The sequence below is a fragment of the Pseudomonas capeferrum genome, assembly GCF_013523055.1.
GTDB lineage: Bacteria > Pseudomonadota > Gammaproteobacteria > Pseudomonadales > Pseudomonadaceae > Aquipseudomonas > Aquipseudomonas capeferrum_A.
Window position 1 is genome coordinate 1 of record NZ_JAAMQM010000033.1, and the last position, 20,778, is coordinate 20,778.

A 20,778-nucleotide genomic window follows, 5' to 3' on the forward strand; every position below is an offset into this window, starting at 1 on the left:
AGCCCGCTCCCACAAGTTGAGCGCTGAATTCAGGAACTGCGCACTTCTTGTGGGAGCGGGCTTGCCCGCGAAGGGGTGCGAAGCAGCCCCATTGGCCTTAACTGACAAGCATTAACCCGAAGGTGCCCTTTTTCTCTGCTGCCGAACTCAGTTCAGCGCAGGTTTTTCCCCGGTGATCGGGATGCGCTTGGCCTTGGCTTCTTCAGGCACGATGCGCAGCAGATCGATGCTGAGCAGCCCATTGGCCAGGCCGGCGGCCTTGACCTCGATGTGGTCGGCCAGGCGGAAGGACAGCTTGAACGCGCGCTGGGCGATCCCCTGATGCAGGTAGGTCACGTCCTTGGCGCTGTCGGCGCGTTTGCCACCGGTGACGGTCAGGACGCCCTTCTCCACCTGGAGATCGAGGTCTTCTTCCTGGAAACCGGCTGCGGCAACCACGATACGGTACTGGTCCTCGCCATGCTTCTCGACATTGTAGGGAGGATAGCTGCTGCCCGCCTCGTTACGTGCCGCGGATTCGAACAGGTCGTTGAAACGATCGAAACCGACGGAGTGGCGGAACAGTGGAGCGAGAGAGAAAGCGGTAGTCATGGTACATCTCCTGGTAATCAGCGAGTTCTTCGTTGCGCGACCCGACTTCGGCATCGCGTAACACAGAGATATGTACCCACCAGGATTTTTCAAGCGCCCCTTTGAAAATTTTTTTCGCCGGTGCATCTTGCCCGACCAGCGGTCGCTCGGCGTCAGGCGATAGCCCTGTACGTCTCGGTATGCTGCATGTCGACCATGCCCAGCAAATGGCTGATACGCTGGCAGTCGCTTTCTCGGCGCACTTCAGCGAACAGCGCCACGGCCTCGGGATAGCCACGGGTAAGCATGCCCAGCCACTGCTTGAGTCGACCCGGCGCATAGCGTGGCGACAGCTTGGCCTGAGCCTGGCGCCAGAACTCCTGGAGCAACGGGAGCAGCGCCGGCCAGTCCAAGGGCTGATAGTCATGACCGGCACGGGCAGCGGCGATCTGCAGGGCCAGGTCCGGGCGTGAGACCAGGCCACGGCCAAGCATGAAGTCCTGTGCGCCACTGACTTCCCTGCAACGCCGCCAGTCTTCGACCGTCCAGATCTCGCCATTGGCGAACACCGGTACCTTGACCACTTCCTGGACACGCGCAACCCATTCCCAGTGAGCCGGTGGCTTGTAGCCCTCGACCTTGGTCCGAGCATGCACCACCAGGTGCGCCGCGCCGCCTTCGGCCAACGCCGTACCGCAGTCCAGCGCTGCATCCGGGCTGTCGAACCCCAGGCGCATCTTGGCGGTGACCGGAATATGCGCCGGTACTGCCCGGCGCACTTCACGGACGATCGCATGGAGCAGCTCGGGTTCCTTGAGCAGCACGGCGCCGCCGCGGGACTTGTTCACCGTCTTGGCCGGGCAGCCGAAGTTCAAGTCGATCACCGGCGCCCCCAACTCGCAGGCGAAGGCCGCATTCTCGGCCAGGCAGACCGGATCGGAACCCAGCAACTGCACACGCATGGGTACTCCCGCCGCCGTCTGCGCGCCATGGCGCAGTTCCGGTGCCAGTTTGTCGAACTGCGCCTTGGGCAGCAGCTGGTCACAGACCCGAATGAACTCGGTGACGCACCAGTCGATGCCGCCTACTCGGGTAAGGACATCGCGCAGGATGTTGTCGACCAGCCCCTCCATCGGGGCCAGGGCTATTTGCATGGGGAAAGGACCGCTTGGAAAAACGCGAATGCTACCAGAACGCCTGCAAGCCCGGATAAGCATTCATCCAGCCGTCAGACACATCCGACAGTACGCTGAGAAAACAACTACTTGCATCCCGGAAGCCCGTCATCCACAGGCCATGAGCCAGCGCATTAACATCATGCCTTTGATCCACGCCACGGATAAGTCCGGAGAAAATAATGAAGCAGCTGTTCAGCGGTGCTCCCGCAGATGACTTTCAGCATGTCCTACCAGTGCTCACCTGCTCCTGAATGACAGGCCTGCGCAGCGTGTACGACATCCGTTCACTACGACTGCCAGCCCGCCGCTGCGTTGACGAGCCGCTGGAATACGCCAATTCAATGAAGCACATCAGACCCTACAACTACGAGATTCTTCACTTCCACCTCTCCCTTGCCAAAGCCCGCTCGCTCGATGACAACGACTACCCGCCCGGCATGAACGAGCTTCAGGCGCGCTCGTCGATTCATGTCGTAACAGAGACCGACGACGACCTGAATGTCCATGGAGCGCCCGAACTCACTCCGTCAGGCAAGCGACCTTGAACCGGTCGGGCCTTCGAGCGTGCCGTCGTCAAGAGCTTGCTCCAGCATCAGCGCGGGGCCGTAGCCTCCGATGAACTCCGGCGGCATGCGCTTGGGCCTGCCGCTGGACAACTCGATACAGACGAACGTCGTCCGGGCGCGCAGGACAGTGGCGCCGTCACTGGGCCGCCTGAGCTGGAAGCGACGGGTCATGCGCAGCCGCTGATCCCAGTCGGTGATCCAGGTACCCAGCTGCAGCTCGTCATCTTCATAGGCCGCGGCGATGTAGTCGATCTCATGGCGGAGCACGGCCATGGCGCGGTCGAGCCGACGGTATTCGCTCAGGTCCAGGCCCAGGCGCTGGGAGTGACGCCAGGCGCAGCGCTCCAGCCAGGTGACGTAGACTGCGTTGTTGGCATGACCGAGGCCATCGATGTCTTCGGCGCCAACCCGCAGGTCGATGATGAATGGCGTTGCCAGATCCCAGCTCATGCCCGCTCCTGTCTGTGGTGAACGGTCTGAGTGTAACGGATGCTCACGCAGATTTGCGCGAGGGTAGAGCCCTGTACGCCAGCATGCCGTGGACAGTGGTTTTTTTCGAGGAAAAAACAAAAGGCCCATTCAATATGCGAATGAGCCTTTAAAGTCCCGCAAATGCGGGTAAATTGGCGTCCCCTAGGGGACTCGAACCCCTGTTACCGCCGTGAAAGGGCGGTGTCCTAGGCCACTAGACGAAGGGGACATGTAACCTTCGTACAGATCCGTTTTCACGAATCCTGGCTGAATTGGTGGAGCTAAGCGGGATCGAACCGCTGACCTCCTGCATGCCATGCAGGCGCTCTCCCAGCTGAGCTATAGCCCCGGATTTCTAGCCTCTCGGCCCAGCGATATCCTTGACATCGCTTGTGTAAAACTGGCGTCCCCTAGGGGACTCGAACCCCTGTTACCGCCGTGAAAGGGCGGTGTCCTAGGCCACTAGACGAAGGGGACGAACCTTCTACCTCAAAGACCCGGTTGCTGGACCCGGTCTTTCTTCCCAGTCCTGATGCCGACTGTGAAGCGGAATTTGGTGGAGCTAAGCGGGATCGAACCGCTGACCTCCTGCATGCCATGCAGGCGCTCTCCCAGCTGAGCTATAGCCCCACAATGTCGCTTTGAACTGAATCGCTTGGCTGGGTGCTTCGCGTTTCGTTTTGTTCATCGCTGTGGACGGGGCGCATATTAAGATCGGATCGATAGCCTGTCAAATATATTTTTGAAAAAAACCAAAAAAAATTTCCGAGATAACAATCACTTAACGCCCCAAGCGGGAAAACCCCCGCAAATGCTGGCCCTCTCGAGCCGACATTCGCGACGGTTCAGCCTGGCGAGACCCTCAGGCGATGGACGCCAGCAGCTTTTCCCACTCCTTGTTTTCCTTCTTGGACACGCCGCCCAGCAGATCCAGCGCCTGACGCAGGCGGTAACGGGCCAGGTCGGGACCGAGGATTTCCATGGCGTCGAGTACCGACACCGAGCTGGCCTGACCGCTGATGGCCGCGAACATCAGAGGCATTGCGTCACGCAGCTTGAGCTCCAGGACTTCGACCACCGCCTGGATACAGCCGGTGATGCGGTCCTTCTCCCACTGCCGCAGGCTTTCCAGCTTCCACAGGATCAGTTGGATGACCTGGCGAACCTGATCCGGAGAAAGCTTCTTGTGCTCGAACAGTTTCGCATCGAGCTTGAGCGCGCCTTCGAAGAAGAACCCGCCTAGCGGCGCGATCTGGCTGAAGGTCTCGACCCTGCCCTGCACGTGCGGGGCAATCTTCATCATGTACTCGCTGTTGAAGGCCCATTGCCGCACTCGCGCGGCGAACTCTTCCACCGGCAAGTCACGCAGCCACTGGCCATTGAGCCAGGACAGCTTCTCGATGTCGAAGATCGGGCCACCCAGGGAAATGCGCGACAGATCGAAGTGCTCGACCATTTCGGCGAGGGAGAACTTTTCGCGCTCGTCGGGCATGGACCAGCCCATGCGGCCCAGGTAGTTGAGCATGGCTTCAGGCATGAAGCCCATGCGCTCGTAGAAGGTCACCGAGGTCGGGTTCTTGCGCTTGGACAACTTGCTCTTGTCCGGATTGCGCAGCAGCGGCATGTAGCACAGCTTGGGCTGTTCCCAGCCGAAGTATTCGTACAGCTTGATCAGTTTAGGCGCCGATGGCAGCCACTCCTCGCCCCGCAGGACGTGGGTGATGCCCATCAGGTGATCGTCGACCACGTTCGCCAGGAAGTAGGTAGGCAGTCCGTCATTCTTCATCAGGACCTGCATGTCCATGCGATCCCATGGGATCTCGACGTCGCCGCGAAGCATGTCGGGCACGACACAGACGCCTTCGCTCGGCACTTTCATGCGAATCACGTGAGGCTCGCCGGCGGCCAGTCGGCGCTGCACTTCCTCGGCGCCGAGCTTCAGCGCGCGGCCGTCATAACGCGCCGTCTCGCCTCGGGCTATCTGATCCGCGCGCATCTGATCCAGCTCTTCAGCGGTGCAGAAGCAATAGAACGCGTGACCGGCGTCGACCAGCTCCTTGGCGTATCGGGCATAGATTTCGCCGCGTTCGCTCTGACGGTACGGACCATGCGGACCGCCGACATCCGGGCCTTCATTCCACTCGATACCCAGCCAGCGCAGGGCGTCGAAGATCTGCTGCTCCGACTCGCGCGTGGAGCGCAACTGGTCGGTGTCTTCAATGCGCAGGATGAACTCCCCGCCGTGCTGCTTGGCGAAGCAGTAGTTGAACAGGGCGATGTAGGCGGTGCCGACATGGGGGTCGCCGGTGGGCGATGGCGCGATACGCGTGCGTACGGTGGTCATGGGAGTCTCGAATCAGGGCTGAAACAAAGGCGCGATGTTAACAGGGAGCGGGCGCCGGGCTCCAGCCATGGCGCATGCACACAGGACATGACGCGGTGGCGCGTCGGGCACACCTGAGCGCCAACCCTGCATGGCGACTCGCGCCCTCTCCTGCCTGACTCAGGTGGTGATCAGCCGTTCGCGCAACTTGGCAATCTCGTCACGCAACTGCCCGGCCGCCTCGAACTCCAGATCGCGCGCGAATTGGAACATCTTCTCTTCCAGTTGCTTGATACGCTTGGTGATCTCGCCGGGAGTACGCAATTCGGCCTCGTAGCGCGCATTCTCTTCCGCGGCCTTGGCCATCCCCTTGCGCTTCTTGCTGCGCGCGCCCGGCACCGTGGCGCCCTCGAGAATGTCGGTAATGTCCTTGACCACGCCCTTGGGTACGATGCCATGGGCCTCGTTGAACGCGACCTGCTTGGCACGGCGACGGTCGGTCTCGTCTATCGCTCGCTGCATGGATCCCGTCATCTGGTCGGCATAGAGAATCGCCCGGCCATTGAGGTTTCGCGCCGCGCGACCGATGGTCTGGATCAACGAGCGCTCGGAACGCAGGAAGCCTTCCTTGTCGGCATCGAGGATCGCGACCAGCGACACCTCCGGCATGTCCAGTCCCTCGCGCAGCAGGTTGATCCCTACCAGTACGTCGAAGGTGCCCAGGCGCAGATCGCGGATGATCTCGACCCTTTCCACCGTGTCGATGTCCGAGTGCAGGTAGCGTACCCGTACATCGTGGTCGGCCAGGTAGTCGGTAAGGTCTTCGGACATGCGTTTGGTCAGGGTGGTAACCAGCACCCGCTCTTCATTGGCAACGCGCTTGCGTATCTCCGAAAGCAGATCATCGACCTGCGTGAGCGCGGGACGAATCTCGATCTGCGGGTCGACCAGCCCGGTCGGACGCACCACCTGCTCCACGACCCGCCCCGCATGTTCGGCCTCGTAGGGCCCAGGCGTCGCCGAGACGAAGATGGTCTGCGGACTGATACTCTCCCACTCATCGAAACGCATGGGCCGGTTATCCAGCGCCGAAGGCAGACGGAAGCCGTACTCCACCAGGGTTTCCTTGCGCGAGCGGTCGCCCTTGTACATGGCGCCGACCTGCGGAACGCTGACGTGGGATTCGTCGATCACCAGCAAGGCATCCGCGGGCAGGTAATCATAGAGCGTGGGCGGCGCCGCGCCGGATGGCCGTCCGGACAGGTAGCGCGAGTAGTTCTCGATCCCGTTGCAGTACCCCAGCTCGAGGATCATCTCCAGGTCGAAACGGGTCCGCTGCTCCAGGCGCTGGGCTTCAACCAGCTTGTTGCCCTTGTGCAGGTAATCGAGCCGATCCTTGAGCTCCTCCTTGATCCCTTCCACCGCGCCGAGCAGAGTCTCGCGCGGGGTCACATAGTGGCTCTTGGGGTAGAAGGTGAAGCGGGGCAGCTTGCGGATCACCTCGCCGGTCAACGGATCGAAGGCGGCGATGTTCTCCACCTCGTCATCGAACAGTTCGATACGGATGGCCTCCAGGTCCGATTCGGCCGGGAAGATATCGACCACGTCCCCGCGCACGCGGAAAGTGGCCCGGGCGAAGTCCATCTCGTTGCGGGTGTACTGCAGGTCGGCGAGGCGGCGCAGCAGCGCGCGCTGGTCAAGCTTGTCGCCTCGGTCCACGTGCAGGACCATCTTCAGGTAGGTTTCGGGACTGCCCAGGCCATAGATACAGGAGACCGTCGTGACGATGATCGCATCGCGACGCTCCAGCAGCGCCTTGGTCGCCGACAGTCGCATCTGCTCGATATGATCGTTGATCGACGCATCCTTCTCGATGAAGGTATCCGAGGACGGCACATAGGCTTCGGGCTGGTAGTAGTCGTAGTAGGAGACGAAGTACTCCACCGCGTTGTGCGGGAAAAACGCCTTGAACTCGCCATAGAGCTGGGCAGCCAGCGTCTTGTTCGGCGCCAGGACCAAGGTCGGACGCTGCACCTGGGCGATGACGTTGGCGATGCTGAAGGTCTTGCCCGAGCCTGTCACGCCGAGCAGGGTCTGGTGCGCGAGGCCAGCCTCGATGCCCTCGACCATCTGACGGATAGCTTCGGGCTGGTCGCCGGCTGGCTGGAAACGGGTAACGAGTTGAAACTCGGGCATGACGGACCTCGGTGTGCTTACAGCAGGAAACTCCCCACTGTGGATTTAGCCAGTAGTTATACCCAATTGAGGCTACCTGCGGCCAGTTTCAAGACTGCGCGCGGGGTAATTAACCCAGTGGACCGATCAATTGGACCAATGGTTGAAAAATATTCGCGTAAAAGCGCTGAAAAGCTGCGCCAGACTGTCGCAGTCACCGAGCGCTATCACTATACTGACTCCCCGTTTTCGCACCGCTTCAGTGCATTCGGCTGGAGCGTGCTACCTCTCTCACCTCCTATCAGAGCCAAGGTAACAATGAGCCTGTTTTCCGCTGTCGAGCTGGCACCCCGCGACCCTATCCTGGGCCTCAACGAAGCATTCATCGCCGATACCCGCACCGACAAGGTGAACCTGGGCGTGGGCGTCTACTGCAATGAGGAAGGCCGCATTCCGCTGCTGCGCGCTGTCATCGAAGCCGAGACCCAGCGTGCCGCACAGCACGCCTCCCGCGGCTACCTGCCGATCGACGGGATCGCCACCTACGACCAGGCCGTACAGAAGCTGCTCTTCGGCGCCGAGTCGCCCCTGCTGGCCGAAGGCCGTGTCGTGACAGTCCAGGCAGTGGGTGGCACCGGCGCCTTGAAGATCGGTGCCGACTTCCTCAAGCGCCTGGCACCTGACACCGTGGTCGCCATCAGCGACCCAAGCTGGGAAAACCACCGCGCGCTGTTCGAAACCGCCGGTTTCCCGGTGCGGAACTACCGCTATTACGACGCGCCCAGCCACGATGTAGATCGCGCTGGCATGCTGGAAGACCTGGACGCCTTGCCCTCCGGCTCGGTGATCGTGCTTCACGCCTGCTGCCATAACCCGACCGGTGTCGACCTGACCCTGGAAGACTGGAAAAACGTCCTCGAGGTGATCAAGGCCAAGGGGCATGTACCCTTCCTCGACATGGCCTATCAGGGCTTCGGCGACGGCATCGCCGAAGACGCCTTCGCCGTGCGACTGTTCGCGGAGTCGGGCCTGAATTTCTTCGTCTCCAGCTCGTTCTCCAAGTCGTTCTCGCTGTATGGCGAGCGCGTCGGCGCACTGTCGATCGTGACCGACTCCAAGGACGAGAGCACCCGCGTCCTGTCCCAGGTCAAGCGCGTGATCCGCACCACCTACTCCAATCCGCCGACCCATGGCGCCAGCATCGTTGCCGCCGTGCTCAACGACGCGCAATTGAGCCAGTCCTGGGAAACCGAGCTGGGCGAGATGCGCGGTCGCATTCATGGCATGCGCAAGCAGATGGTCGAACTGCTCGCCCAGTACGGCGCCAAGCGCGACTTCAGCTTCGTGGGTCGTCAACGCGGGATGTTCTCCTACTCCGGCCTGACCGCCGAGCAGGTTGCACGTCTGAAGAACGAATTCGGCATCTACGCGCTGGATACCGGCCGGATCTGCGTCGCCGCCCTGAACCAGAGCAACATCCATGTGGTGACCAAGGCTATCGTCGCGGTCCTGTAATCCATCGACTGCTAAAGGGAAGCTTGACTTCCCTTTAGCAATCAGTAAGATACGCCTCAGATTCCGCGATAGCTCAGTCGGTAGAGCAAATGACTGTTAATCATTGGGTCCCTGGTTCGAGTCCAGGTCGCGGAGCCAAATACTGAAAACCTCCAGTTGCGCAAGCACTGGAGGTTTTTTCATTTCCGGCCGGGTGTCAGACCCGACCAATGGGATAGAACGCCCCGCTACTCCAGACGCCCAACCACTCTTGGCCATCGATCTGCCGTGGCACCGCCAGTTCGACCAACTGATAGAACACGTTCCGATTGATCAACGCCTCAAGGTTTCCCCGAACGACGACATAAGGCGCAGGTTCCTGGGTCCGTGGATCGATTTCCACGCGCAAGGGATGATCCGACCCGGCATCGACCTGATCCTCGACATTGCTGGTGAACCGCAGCACCTGCTGTTCGCCATGGCCGAGCGTTTCCAGAATCACGGCAACGAAGGGGGCGTCATCGACCTTGATCCCTACCTTCTCGACCGGGGTTACCAGGAAATAGTCATCGCCTTCGCGGCGGATGATGGTCGAGAACAGGCGCACCATCGGCTTGCGCCCGATCGGGGTACCCAGGTAATACCAGGTCCCGTCTCGCGCGATACGCATATCGATGTCGCCACAGAAATCCGGATTCCACAGGTGCACCGGCGGTAGCCCCTTCCCCGCTGCGGGGATCTGGGATAGAAGATCATCGGCCTTCGCACTACCGGTCATTGCGCTCTCCTCTCTTAGCGGCTCATGCCTAACAGACTACGAGCGTAATCGCGCAAGGGGGGCCCTAGCAAATCTTCCGGCTTGTTGTCATGGAACGTCAACAAACCGCCGCGACTGCGTACCCGTGCCGTGTCGATGAGATAACGCGTGCTTGTCTCGATCAGCATCATCTGCACAACGCCAGTGTCGACCCCCAGGCGGTCGACCGCCTGTTCGTCATACCACTCGTCACTGTTGCCGATGCGGTCGTCGGTCCGCGCAAAGCGGGTATACAGCACATAGTGCGCGCCTACCGACCGAGCTTCAGCCAGCGCCTCCTCGAGCCCCAGTGGACCCTGGGCACGACGCACCAACGGGAAATACTCGACGAATGCGTCGAACGCCTCTTCGGCCACCACGTTCGGCCGCGGCAGCGCCCCACGCCCAGGCGGTGCGAAGGCGCCTTGACCGATGAAGATGAAGGAATCGGGCTGAAGCCGCACGGACAGTGTGCGACGGGTATCACTATGGTCGAGCAACCCCGCATCGCTCATGTGGTATCGGACGCCTTCGCCCATATCGCTGACATTCATGCAGCCGCCCAACGCCATGAGCGCCAGCAGCAAGACCAGGCTACGCATCTTTTTCTCCAGAGCCGGCGACGAAAAACCGGCGAACAGCCGCGTGATGCAGCTTTTGCGCCAGGTTCCGACACCCATTGCTTCACTGTCGCGGCGCCTGCCTGGATCCGGAGTTGCGCGTTTGGGTTGCCTCAGCCTGCGGGGTCCGGATCACGCTTGCGCTTGTTGCCCATGCGCACACCGATGTCCATGAGGAACTGGAAGAAACCTTCCTGATCTTCCAGGACATTGCTCCAGAACGGCGAATGGTAGAGGGCCACCGCGCCATGGACCAGTGCCCAGGCTGCGCAATAGTGGAAGTATGGAGGCACGTCCTCAAGCTTGCCCTCGCTGATCCGACCTTTGATCAACAGGGTAAGGCGGTCGAAATTGGAGGCGCGAATGCTGTGCAGCTCCTGAACCAGCTCCGGCACCTGGTTGCCCTTGACTACCTTTTCTTCGAGACGGTCGAACAGCCGATAGCGCTGGGGATCGCGCATGCGGAACTCGAAATAGGCGCGCGACAAGGCTTCCTTGTCGCGATCGACATCGGCCGAATGCAGCAGGGCATTCAGATCACGTTCATAGTCCAGCATGAGGCGCAGGTAGATTTCGGCCTTGGACTTGAAGTGCTTGTAGATGGTGCCTTTGCCGATACCCACGGCATCGGCGATCATCTCGACGGTGACGCTGTCTTCACCCTGTTCGAGAAACAGCTTCAGCGCCGTATCGAGGATCTCTTGTTCGCGGCGGCGAAACTCACGGACCTTACGAGGTTCTTTCTGCATATGAAGAAGGACTGGATGAAAAAAGAAGCAGATTATTATGCCTATCTTGCAGGAAATTGCACGGATCATCCGTTCATATCAATGTTTCATGATGAGTTTGCGCAGTCGCGCGGATAGAGACGAGCGCCGGATGGGTGCAACACCTAGGCTGTCGGGCCAAGCCGAAAAAAGCCGCGCAACGCCTGGTTCAACGCTCGATAGTGCTTTCAAAGCGCAATGATTCCCCGTCGTATTCCAAATCTGTTTAAAAAATGAGCGATTGCCAGTGGCGCGCGGCCAAACATGACCAATACTAGAAGTGTTGACACGGCACACCCCCCAGTGCCGTGCTGATAAAGGTGCCTACGGACCGTGCACCTTTGTTTTACTCCTAATGGTCTTGACCCGGATTCCTCCCCCAGAACCCGGGTTTTTTTTATCTGCTGGGGGTTACCTTCAGAGTGCTTGCGACCGCTTCTCGCGGCCATCGGTACATCGCTATCAAGCAACCCGAGCCAGGGGGAATAGTCGCTTGAAATTGTCAGTGGTCTGCCGAGCCAGACGCTCATAGGATTCGCCTCGCACCTGAGCGATGAACTCGGCCACTTCGCGCACGTACTGCGGCAGATTGGGCTTGCCGCGGTAAGGGATTGGCGCAAGGTAGGGCGAATCGGTTTCCACCAGCAAGCGATCGGCGGGGACCTGGCGCGCCACTTCGCGCAGGCCGTCGGCATTGCGGAAGGTAACGATGCCCGACAACGAGATGTAGTAGCCAAGGTCCAGCGCCGCCTTGGCCATGTCCCAGTCTTCGGTAAAGCAGTGCAGAACCCCGGCTTGGGGCAGGCTTGCTTCACGCAACAGAGTCAGTGTGTCGGCACGCGCGGCGCGCGTATGGACGATCACCGGCTTGCCAGTCAGGCGTGAAGCTTCCAGGTGCAAGCGGAAGGATGTCTGCTGGAGCTCGGCGGCTTCCGGCTCATAGTGATAGTCGAGTCCCGTTTCACCGATGGCTACCACATGCGGATGCGTCAGCTCCCGCAGCAGCCACTCCAACGCTGGTGCTTCGCCGGGCGCGAGATCCAAGGGGTGTATACCGACGGAGCAATCGACATCGGCATACTGCTCGCTCAATGACTTCACCGCGCCGGCATTCTCGGCGCTCACCCCGATACACAGGAAATGCCCGACACCGCGATCACGGGCGGCCTGCAGCGCGGCATCGAGCGAGCCCTGGTGGGCAGTCAGGTCAAGACGGTCAAGGTGACAATGGGAATCTACGAGCATGGGAAATAGCACACATGAAAAAAATGGAGGATGACCAGGCTCAACGCGAACCCGGCAACTGGGCCCAGAATGCCAGCAGCGCCTCGAGCAACAGAACACGATTGAGGTTGGCCTTGCCGAGCACCTTCTGACGCTGCTCGAGGATCCACGCCTGGATCTCCAGGACCTTGTCCTGTCGACTTTTCTGCGCGAGGTATTGGATGACCTTGCGCATGTCAGCCATGCCCAGGCCCTCTTCGTCCTGTGTCAGTTGATAGCGCAGGACGCGATACGACCAGTCGCAGAACCAGTCGAACAGCAGCAACAAGGGAATGCCATTCCACGCCTCGGCCAGCTGACTGGGCGACTGCTGCTGCTTGAGAAGCTTCTTGACCCCTTCAGTGACCAACGCCCGCTGCTCGCGAACACCCTGCGCCTGCAGGCTGACGGCAGTCAAGGGCGAGCCGGCAGCCAGGCTGAGCAGTTCATCGCGCTCCACTTCATCACAGTCAGGCAGCGCCGTGGCGAGCCACTCCTGGCTCTGGGCCAGACTAGGCTGCGGACAGGCGACTTGCTGGCAGCGGCTCTTGATGGTGGGCAATAGACGGCTCGGCTGATGGCTGACCAACAGCAGGACGGTGTTGCCGGACGGCTCCTCGAGGCTCTTGAGCAGCGCGTTGGAAGCGTTGACGTTCATGGCCTCGACCGGCTCGATCAAGATCACCTTGCGTCCACCCAGTTGCGCGGTCTGGACCACGAAGGACACCAGGTCGCGAACCTGGTCCACCTTGATCGGCTTGTCGGCGTCTTCCGGCTCCAGTACGAAATTGTCCGGATGGCTACCCGCCTTGAGCAGCAGGCAAGACTTGCACTGCCCACAAGCGTCCAGCGCCTGCGGTCGCTGGCATAACAGACGCGCCATGAGCCGCTCTGCCAGCGCACGCTTGCCGATCCCTTGCACACCATGGAGCAGGTAGGCGTGGGCATGCTGCTGACGTCCGGCCAGTTGCTGCCATGACGCCTGCTGCCACGGATAGGCTTCAGCCACGGTACCGCTCCAGGATGACCGGCACCAGGCCATCGAGGGTACGCTGTACGGTGTCGAGTGGCTGCGCCGCATCCAGCAGGCTGTAACGCTGCGGTTCACGGCGCGCTCGTTCCAGGTAGGCGTGACGAACGGCCTCGAAGAAGGCCAGGCCCTCCTGCTCGAAACGATCCAGACGGCCGCGAGCGGCAGCGCGGGCCAGGCCGACCTCCACGGGGAGGTCGAAGACCAGGGTCAGGTCAGGGCGCAGATCCCCCTGGACGAAGCGCTCCAGGATCGCGATGCGTTCGACCGACAGGCCACGTCCACCACCCTGGTAGGCGTAGGTCGCATCCGTGAAGCGGTCGCACAGTACGATTGCGCCACGCGCCAATGCCGGACGAATGACCTGCGCCAGGTGCTGGGCACGCGCGGCGAACACCAGCAGCAGCTCGGTATCGGCATCCATCACTTCATCGCTCGGTGCCAGCAGCAGCTCTCGGATCCGCTCGGCGAGGGGCGTTCCGCCCGGCTCGCGCGTCAGAAGCACGTCCAGGCCCCGCTCGCGCAACCGCGCCGCCAGGTATTCTCGATTGGTGCTCTTGCCCGCACCTTCCGGGCCTTCCAGGGTAATAAACAAGCCGCTCACAGGCAGTCCTTCAATTGATCAGCGAGTTGCCGGCTCTTCGGCCGGCGCAGAGTCGGGAGTCAGTACAGGCACCTCGGTGCCGGGCGCAGGGTTGCCATCAGATGGCTCGATGTGGTCATCCGGCGATGGCGTGGCTGGCTCGTCGGTAGCGCCCTGCTCCCCGGTAGTCGGCGCGGCGGCGTCGCCGCTATCGTTACCCGACTGCGGCGCCGGGCTCGAGCGATAGTCCGAGCGACGCTTGAGCTGGTATTCGCGCACCGCCGTATTGTGTTCATCCAGGTCATCGGAGAAGACGTGGCTGCCGTCACCCCGGGCCACGAAGTACAGGCTTTTGCCTTCCAGGGGGTTGAGCGCGGCGTGGATCGCCTCGCGTCCGACCATGGCGATCGGCGTCGGCGGCAAACCGGTCATGGTATAGGTGTTATAAGGCGTCGGTTCGCGCAAGTCGGCTCGGGTAATACGACCGTTATAGCGCTCGCCCATGCCATAGATCACCGTGGGGTCGGTCTGCAGCATCATCCCCAGGCGCAAACGACGGATGAACACACCGGCGATCTGGCCACGCTCCTGCGGAACACCGGTTTCCTTTTCCACCAGGGACGCCATGATCAGGGCCTGGTAGGGGTCACGGTAAGGCAGGTCGGTGGAACGCTGGGCCCATTCGCGCGCCAGGACTTCCTCCAAGCGCATGTAGGCCTGTTGCAGCAGCTCCACATCGGTCATGCCGCGCACGAAACGGTAGGTATCCGGGAAGAAGCGTCCCTCGGGGAAGACACCGGTGTGACCCAGCTTGTCCATCACCTCGGCATCGGAAAAACCATCGAGAGTCTGGGTGATCTTTTCATGACGGGCGATCGCGCTACGGACCTGACGGAATGTCCAGCCTTCGACCAAGGTCATGCTGTATTGCACGACCTCTCCGCGTCGCCAGGCTTCGAACATGTCTTGCACGGTCATTCCTGGGGACAGGCGGTATTCACCAGTATGCAGCGGCACACCCGCCATATTGAATCGCCAGTACAGACGCAACCAGAAAGCGTCGTCGAGGATGCCCTCGCCTTCCAGGCGATAGAACATGCGGTTCGGTGTAGTCCCAGTAGGCACATCGAGCATCTGCTCCTGCGTGACCTGCAGGGGTTGATCCAGGGCGGAGTGTACCTTCCAGGCCGACCAGCCCACTGCCAGCCCAGCCAGAATCAAACACATTTCCAGCAACAGCAGGAATTTACGTCTCACGAATCAGGCATCCAATAGCGTTTGGGCAACGGCCTGCAGTCTACGGGTCAGCGATCCTGGCGGCCAGTTCGAGGCGGCGAATGCGCGGACCGGCCAGACCCCGTAGACACTGTTGCAGAGGAAAACTTCATCGGCCTTTTCCAGGTCCGACAGTGACAGGTCCCTGATCTGAACAGGGATCCCGAGGCCGGGCGCCAGGTCCAGCAAGGCGGCGCGCATCACACCGGCGACGCCGCAGCGACTGAGGCAAGCGGTCTGCAGCACGCCGTCGCGGACGATGAAAAGGTTGCTGTAGACCCCCTCGATCACCCGCCCGCTGGTGTCGCGCATCAGCCCCTCGGCATGCTCGCTATCCTGCCATTCGGCGCGCGCCAACACCTGCTCCAGACGGTTGAGATGTTTGAGCCCGGCAAGGCGTGGTTGTTCCGCCAGACGGGTGCTGCAAGGGTACAGGCGTACGCCGTGCTCGCCGTTGCCGGCCGGATAACCAGGCGCTGGGGTGCCTTGAAGAATGCGACGCGACAAGGCCCCGTCAGCCGGCGCATAGCCACGCTGACTGTCACCGCGAGTGAGGATCAGCTTGGCCACGCCATTATCCAAGGCCCTGGCGTAGCGCAGGACCTCGTCACGCACAAGGGCGATATCGACCGGGATCGCCAAACGCTGGCAACCCAGCGCGAGGCGCCCCAGGTGACCTTCCAGCAAAGCCGGATGACCAGCCCTGACCGCAATGGTCTCGAACAGACCATCGCCGTAGGCCAGTCCACGATTCTGCAGATTGACCGCAGTCGCAGGTTGGCCATCTATCCAGCCATGCATCAGTCGGCGAACCGGCGGAATACCAGCGAGCCGTTGGTCCCGCCAAAGCCGAACGAGTTGGACAGCACGACATCGATTGGCATCTGGCGTGCCTCATGCGGCACGAAATCCAGGTCACAACCTTCATCGGGCTCATCCAGGTTGATCGTGGGGGGGGCTACCTGATCCCTGATGGCCAACACGCTGAAGATCGCCTCCACGGCACCCGCGGCGCCGAGCAGATGACCGGTCATCGACTTCGTCGAACTGACCGCGAGCTGCTGGGCATGGCTTGCGAACACACGCTTGATCGCTGCCACTTCTGCCAGATCGCCTGCCGGGGTCGAGGTGCCATGGGCATTGATGTACTGGACCTGTGCAGCCTCCAGGCCGGCATCGCGCAGGGCATTGGCCATGCAGCGAGCAGCACCGGCGCCATCGGCAGGTGGCGAAGTCATGTGGAAGGCGTCGCCACTCATGCCGAAACCGACAAGCTCGGCGTAAATCGTGGCTCCGCGCGCCTTGGCATGCTCGAGTTCCTCGAGCACCAGAGCACCAGCGCCATCGGACAGCACGAAGCCATCCCGACCCTTGTCCCACGGACGACTCGCGCGAGACGGTTCGTCATTGCGTGTCGAAAGCGCGCGGGAAGCACCAAAGCCACCCATGCCCAGACCACAGGCCGCCATCTCGGCACCACCGGCGATCATCACATCGGCTTCGCCGTGGACGATATTGCGCGCCGCCATGCCGATACAATGCGTACCCGTGGTGCAGGCAGTCGCAATGGCATAGTTGGGGCCTTGCAGCCCCAGGTGGATCGACAGGAAGCCGGAAATCATGTTGATGATCGATCCAGGCACGAAGAACGGCGAAATCCGCCGCGGGCCCTGCTCATGCAAGGTCCTGCTGGTTTCTTCGATGTTGGTCAGCCCACCGATCCCCGAGCCCATGGCCACGCCAATGCGCTCACGGTTGGCATCGGTGACTTCCAACCCTGCGCTGCGCACGGCCTGGAACCCGGCCGCCAGGCCGTACTGGATGAACAGGTCGAGCTTGCGAGCCTCCTTGGCCGACATGTACTGCTCGATCTCGAAACCCTTCACCGAGCCGCCAAAACGGGTGGAGTAGGCAGACAGGTCCGTATGCTCGATCGGACCGATCCCACTGCGGCCAGCCAGAATGCCCTGCCAGGTGCTCGGTACATCGGTACCCAGTGGCGACAGCATACCCATACCAGTGACCACGACGCGTCTACGCGACACAGTACTCTCCTTATTCTATTCACGAGGTGCGTTGCCCTTTGATTCGCGAGGGCAAATGAAAGGCGACGGACCCTGCGGTTCTCGCAAAGAAAAAACCGCACGCCAGTCAAGGCAGTGCGGTTTTTCCCGACAAGAAGCGTCGACTACAAACGTCTTAGGCCTGGTGGCTGTTGACGTAGTCGATAGCCGCTTGAACGGTAGTGATTTTCTCGGCTTCTTCGTCAGGAATCTCGGTCTCGAATTCCTCTTCCAGAGCCATCACCAGCTCGACGGTGTCAAGCGAATCGGCACCCAGGTCTTCGACGAAGGAAGAGGTGTTCTTCACTTCTTCTTCCTTGACGCCCAGTTGCTCGGCGACGATTTTCTTGACGCGTTCTTCGATGGTGCTCATACCTATTTTTCACTCCTAATGAATATATGTCAGGCAGCTGGCCGGTGGACAAGTTTATAGAAAGACGCCTGCTTTTCAAGCGTAATGCACCTCGAACCTGACACTCACCCTCTGCCTGGAATCTGGTGGCAGCTTTATAACGGATTTCAGCGTGCGAGTATGACTCTTTTTCGAGGCAATCCGTCACATTGAGTTGCAGGGTTACATATACATCCCGCCGTTCACTGGCACGGTGGCGCCGGTGACATAGGCTGCACCGTCGGATGCCAAGAACGCAACTACTTTGGCGATTTCGTCGGCGTGACCCAGGCGACCCAGCGGGATCTGAGTCAGCAGGCCCTCACGGTGCGCTTCGGGCAGCTCGCGCGTCATGTCCGTATCGATGAAGCCTGGGGCTACCGAATTGACGGTAATACCACGCGATCCGACTTCACGCGCCAAGGCTCGACTGAAACCTTCCAGGCCCGCCTTGGCTGCAGCGTAGTTCACCTGGCCGACATTGCCCATGGCGCCGACGACCGAACCGATGCTGATGATACGACCCCAGCGTGCCTTGGTCATGCCACGCAGCACAGCCTTGGACAGACGGTAGAGGCTGTTGAGATTGGTATCGACAACGTCGAACCACTCGTCATCTTTCATGCGCAGCATGAGGTTGTCACGCGTGATGCCTGCGTTGTTGACCAGGATCGCCGGTGCACCGTATTGGGCCTGGATAGTGGCCAGAGTGGCCTCGACCGACTCGCGGTCGGTGACGTTGAGCGCCAAGCCAGTGCCGGTCACACCGTTTTCCTTCAGGGTCGCGGCAATACGCTCGGCACCGGACTCCGTGGTAGCGGTACCGATCACGGTGGCGCCCATGCGACCCAGTTCCAGGGCGATGGCCTGGCCGATGCCACGACTGGCGCCGGTGACCAGTGCAACTTTACCTTGCAGGCTCATGCAAGTTTCTCCGAATTCAGGCCAGCGCCGCGCGAGTGGCGGCGACAGCGTCAGGGGTATTGAGGTTGTAAGTGGTCACGCCTTCGGCGCAGCGCTTGTTCAGGCCCGCCAGGACCTTGCCAGGGCCGCACTCGACCAGATTCACGGCGCCTTGCGCCGCCAGGCGCTGCACGCACTCGACCCAGCGGACCGGCTTGTACAGCTGTTCGAGCAGGTCGTGCTTGAGGGTCTCGAGGTCAGCCGCAACCGCGGCGCTGACGTTCTGGACCACGGGAATCTCTGGCGCCTTCCAATCGATGGCGTTGACCGCCTCGGCGAAGCGCTCGGCGGCGGGACGCATCAGCTCGCAATGCGAAGGCACGCTGACCGCCAGCGGCAGCGCGCGCTTGGCGCCTGCGGCCTTGCACAGCTCGACGGCCCGATCGACGGCAGCCTTGCTGCCGGCGATGACTACCTGGCCCGGGGAGTTGAAATTGACCGCGCTGACCACTTCGTCTTCCGCGGCTTGCGCGCAGATGTCCACGACGACGTTATTTTCCAGGCCGAGAATCGCCGCCATGGCGCCATGCCCTGCCGGCACTGCTTCCTGCATCAGTTGGCCGCGGCGCTCGACCAGCTTGACCGCTTCGGCCAGGGTCAGGCTGCCCACAGCGACCAAGGCACTGTATTCGCCCAGGCTGTGGCCCGCCACGTAGGCGGGACGCACGCCGCCCTCGGCCAGCCACAAGCGCCACAGCGCGATGGAGGCGACAAGGATGGCCGGTTGAGTCTTGTCGGTTCGGTTGAGTTGTTCTTCCGGGCCTTCCTGGACAAGCTTCCAGAGATCGTAACCCAGAGCCTCGGAGGCCTCGCGAAAGGTTTCAATGATCAGTGGCTGCTGCGCGCCGAGCTCGGCGAGCATGCCCAGCGACTGAGAACCTTGACCGGGAAAGACGAATGCGAGGGATGCAGACATTGAACAAGCCCTTATGATCTAGTCGTCGAATGATAGGTATCGCGCGCATGGCACAACACGGAAACTGAAAACTTGGATGAAAACGAAAACCAAGTGGTCACATTTAACCACCTCATGACGGATCCGCCTAAAGCAACAGGTCTTCCAGGCGACCATGCAGACGCTGCGGCAACCCCTCCTGGATCTCGATCAGCGCGCGCTGGATCGCACTCTGGAAGCCTTGCACGCCCGCGGCACCGTGGCTTTTTATCACGATACCCTGCAACCCGAGGAAACTTGCGCCATTATGACGCGCGGGCGCCAGGTCGGCCTGCAGCCGCTTGAGCAGCGGCATCGCCATGAGCCCCGCCATGCGCGCGAATGCCCCACCCTTGAACAGAGCCTCGATACGCGCGGCAATCATGGTAGCCAATCCTTCGCTCGACTTTAGCAGGATATTGCCAACGAATCCGTCGCAGACCACCACGTCGGCCTCGCCGCGGTACAGGCCGTCACCTTCGACGAAGCCGATATAGTTTAGCCCCCGGGCATTCTGCAGAAGGCTGGCGGCCAGCTTCACTTGCTGGTTGCCCTTGATGTCCTCGATACCGATATTGAGCAGCGCCACGCGCGGGCGCTGAACACCCAGCGCCTGAGCGGCAACCGAGCCCATCACCGCGAATTGGTGGAGGTGCTCGGCGGTGCAATCGACATTCGCCCCCAGGTCCAACAACTGACAATAGCCGGTCCGGGTGGGAATGGCCGCCACCATCGCCGGGCGATCGACGCCTGGCAATGTCTTGAGAACGAAGCGCGACAGCGCCATCAGCGCGCCGGTATTGCCAGCACTGACGCAGGCGTGCGCCTTCCCATCCCGCACCAGCTCGAGGGCAACGCGCATCGATGAATCCGGCTTGCCTCGTAGTGCCTGGGAGGGCCGTTCGTCCATGCCGATCACTTCGCTGGCAGCCACGATCTGCAGGCGCGCGCGATTCGCCACCGGCTGGCTGGCAAGAAGGTCTTCAAGGAGAGAGGGTTGACCGACAAGGGTCAGGTGCAGCGAAGGTGTAGCCGAAAGGCAGGCAATGCATGCCTGGACAATGCTGCGGGGACCGAAGTCCCCGCCCATTGCGTCGATCGCGATGATCTGAGCGGACAAGGTTTACTCGTCAGCGCCCTTGTCGATCACTTTACGGCCACGGTATACGCCTTCTGGCGAAACGTGGTGACGCAGGTGAACTTCACCGGTAGTTTTTTCTACCGACAGCGCGTTTTCCGACAAGGCATCGTGCGAACGACGCATGTCACGGGCAGAGCGGGATTTTTTGTTCTGCTGAACAGCCATAATTGATTAA

At 61.2% G+C, this 20,778-nt stretch carries 21 protein-coding genes and 5 tRNA genes; 3 read left to right on the top strand and 23 right to left on the bottom strand.

The features are described from left to right. Positions 1–147: 147 nt before the first annotated feature. The gene (locus tag G7009_RS25870) at positions 148–591 is read right to left on the bottom strand and encodes an Hsp20 family protein (RefSeq protein WP_181133109.1); all 444 of its coding nucleotides are present in this window, start codon (positions 589–591) and stop codon (positions 148–150) included. Positions 592–743: 152 nt separating this feature from the next. Further along, positions 744–1,724, bottom strand: coding sequence for a tRNA dihydrouridine synthase (locus tag G7009_RS25875; protein ID WP_181133111.1), 981 nt, complete (start codon positions 1,722–1,724; stop codon positions 744–746). 293 nt (positions 1,725–2,017) lie between these two features. On the opposite strand from G7009_RS25875, the gene G7009_RS25880 reads away from it, so the two are divergent. Continuing rightward, a complete protein-coding gene (locus tag G7009_RS25880) occupies positions 2,018–2,293 on the top strand; it encodes a hypothetical protein (RefSeq protein WP_181133112.1) in 276 nt (91 codons plus the stop codon). Here G7009_RS25880 and G7009_RS25885 read toward each other — a convergent pair. From G7009_RS25885 to uvrB, 7 genes are all read right to left on the bottom strand, one after another. Continuing rightward, a complete protein-coding gene (locus G7009_RS25885) occupies positions 2,276–2,764 on the bottom strand; it encodes an acyl-CoA thioesterase (protein WP_181133114.1) in 489 nt (162 codons plus the stop codon). The two genes, G7009_RS25880 and G7009_RS25885, sit on opposite strands and share 18 nt — an antisense overlap. A 174-nt stretch (positions 2,765–2,938) precedes the next feature. Continuing rightward, positions 2,939–3,014, bottom strand: a tRNA-Glu gene (locus G7009_RS25890). A 44-nt stretch (positions 3,015–3,058) separates the two neighbouring features. Beyond that, a tRNA-Ala gene (locus G7009_RS25895) sits at positions 3,059–3,134 on the bottom strand. A 52-nt stretch (positions 3,135–3,186) separates the two neighbouring features. Further along, positions 3,187–3,262: transfer RNA gene (locus G7009_RS25900), tRNA-Glu, on the bottom strand. Positions 3,263–3,339: 77 nt separating this feature from the next. Continuing rightward, a tRNA-Ala gene (locus tag G7009_RS25905) sits at positions 3,340–3,415 on the bottom strand. Between the two features lie 232 nt (positions 3,416–3,647). After that, positions 3,648–5,129, bottom strand: coding sequence for a glutamate--tRNA ligase (gltX, locus tag G7009_RS25910; RefSeq protein WP_181133116.1), 1,482 nt, complete (start codon positions 5,127–5,129; stop codon positions 3,648–3,650). Between the two features lie 159 nt (positions 5,130–5,288). Continuing rightward, the gene (gene uvrB, locus G7009_RS25915) at positions 5,289–7,304 is read right to left on the bottom strand and encodes an excinuclease ABC subunit UvrB (RefSeq protein ID WP_181133118.1); all 2,016 of its coding nucleotides are present in this window, start codon (positions 7,302–7,304) and stop codon (positions 5,289–5,291) included. Positions 7,305–7,601: 297 nt separating this feature from the next. Between uvrB and G7009_RS25920 the strand changes: the two genes are divergently transcribed. Then, the gene (locus G7009_RS25920; RefSeq protein ID WP_181133120.1) at positions 7,602–8,798 is read left to right on the top strand and encodes an amino acid aminotransferase; all 1,197 of its coding nucleotides are present in this window, start codon (positions 7,602–7,604) and stop codon (positions 8,796–8,798) included. Positions 8,799–8,860: 62 nt separating this feature from the next. Next, positions 8,861–8,936: transfer RNA gene (locus G7009_RS25925), tRNA-Asn, on the top strand. A 58-nt stretch (positions 8,937–8,994) separates the two neighbouring features. Here G7009_RS25925 and G7009_RS25930 read toward each other — a convergent pair. The 14 genes from G7009_RS25930 to rpmF form a co-directional block, all read right to left on the bottom strand. Continuing rightward, positions 8,995–9,555, bottom strand: coding sequence for a DUF1285 domain-containing protein (locus G7009_RS25930; RefSeq protein WP_181133122.1), 561 nt, complete (start codon positions 9,553–9,555; stop codon positions 8,995–8,997). Positions 9,556–9,569: 14 nt separating this feature from the next. Then, complete coding sequence (locus G7009_RS25935; protein WP_181133124.1) at positions 9,570–10,175, bottom strand: DUF4823 domain-containing protein; 606 nt, start codon at positions 10,173–10,175, stop codon at positions 9,570–9,572. 131 nt (positions 10,176–10,306) lie between these two features. Then, a complete protein-coding gene (locus G7009_RS25940) occupies positions 10,307–10,942 on the bottom strand; it encodes a TetR/AcrR family transcriptional regulator (protein WP_181133126.1) in 636 nt (211 codons plus the stop codon). A 480-nt stretch (positions 10,943–11,422) separates the two neighbouring features. Then, positions 11,423–12,205: a TatD family hydrolase gene (locus tag G7009_RS25945; RefSeq protein WP_181133128.1), complete on the bottom strand. Its 783-nt coding sequence runs from the start codon at positions 12,203–12,205 to the stop codon at positions 11,423–11,425. 40 nt (positions 12,206–12,245) lie between these two features. Further along, positions 12,246–13,232 (bottom strand): DNA polymerase III subunit delta', encoded by a 987-nt coding sequence (locus G7009_RS25950; protein WP_181133130.1) that lies wholly within the window; start codon positions 13,230–13,232, stop codon positions 12,246–12,248. Beyond that, positions 13,225–13,857, bottom strand: a complete 633-nt coding sequence (gene tmk, locus G7009_RS25955; protein WP_181133132.1) for a dTMP kinase — start codon at positions 13,855–13,857, stop codon at positions 13,225–13,227. The genes G7009_RS25950 and tmk overlap by 8 nt, the downstream gene beginning before the upstream one ends. 18 nt (positions 13,858–13,875) lie before the next feature. Continuing rightward, positions 13,876–15,093, bottom strand: a complete 1,218-nt coding sequence (gene mltG / locus G7009_RS25960; protein WP_181133133.1) for an endolytic transglycosylase MltG — start codon at positions 15,091–15,093, stop codon at positions 13,876–13,878. A gap of 3 nt (positions 15,094–15,096) precedes the next feature. Further along, complete coding sequence (pabC, locus tag G7009_RS25965) at positions 15,097–15,912, bottom strand: aminodeoxychorismate lyase (protein WP_181133134.1); 816 nt, start codon at positions 15,910–15,912, stop codon at positions 15,097–15,099. Beyond that, complete coding sequence (gene fabF / locus G7009_RS25970; protein ID WP_181133135.1) at positions 15,912–17,156, bottom strand: beta-ketoacyl-ACP synthase II; 1,245 nt, start codon at positions 17,154–17,156, stop codon at positions 15,912–15,914. Before fabF ends, pabC begins: the two co-directional genes overlap by 1 nt. A gap of 154 nt (positions 17,157–17,310) precedes the next feature. Then, the gene (acpP, locus tag G7009_RS25975; RefSeq protein ID WP_181133136.1) at positions 17,311–17,547 is read right to left on the bottom strand and encodes an acyl carrier protein; all 237 of its coding nucleotides are present in this window, start codon (positions 17,545–17,547) and stop codon (positions 17,311–17,313) included. Between the two features lie 201 nt (positions 17,548–17,748). After that, positions 17,749–18,489, bottom strand: a complete 741-nt coding sequence (gene fabG / locus G7009_RS25980; RefSeq protein WP_181133137.1) for a 3-oxoacyl-ACP reductase FabG — start codon at positions 18,487–18,489, stop codon at positions 17,749–17,751. A gap of 16 nt (positions 18,490–18,505) precedes the next feature. Further along, positions 18,506–19,444, bottom strand: a complete 939-nt coding sequence (fabD, locus tag G7009_RS25985; protein ID WP_181133138.1) for an ACP S-malonyltransferase — start codon at positions 19,442–19,444, stop codon at positions 18,506–18,508. A 127-nt stretch (positions 19,445–19,571) separates the two neighbouring features. Beyond that, a complete protein-coding gene (gene plsX, locus G7009_RS25990; protein WP_181133139.1) occupies positions 19,572–20,582 on the bottom strand; it encodes a phosphate acyltransferase PlsX in 1,011 nt (336 codons plus the stop codon). 3 nt (positions 20,583–20,585) lie between these two features. Continuing rightward, a complete protein-coding gene (rpmF, locus tag G7009_RS25995) occupies positions 20,586–20,768 on the bottom strand; it encodes a 50S ribosomal protein L32 (protein WP_010223221.1) in 183 nt (60 codons plus the stop codon). Positions 20,769–20,778 lie beyond the last annotated feature (10 nt).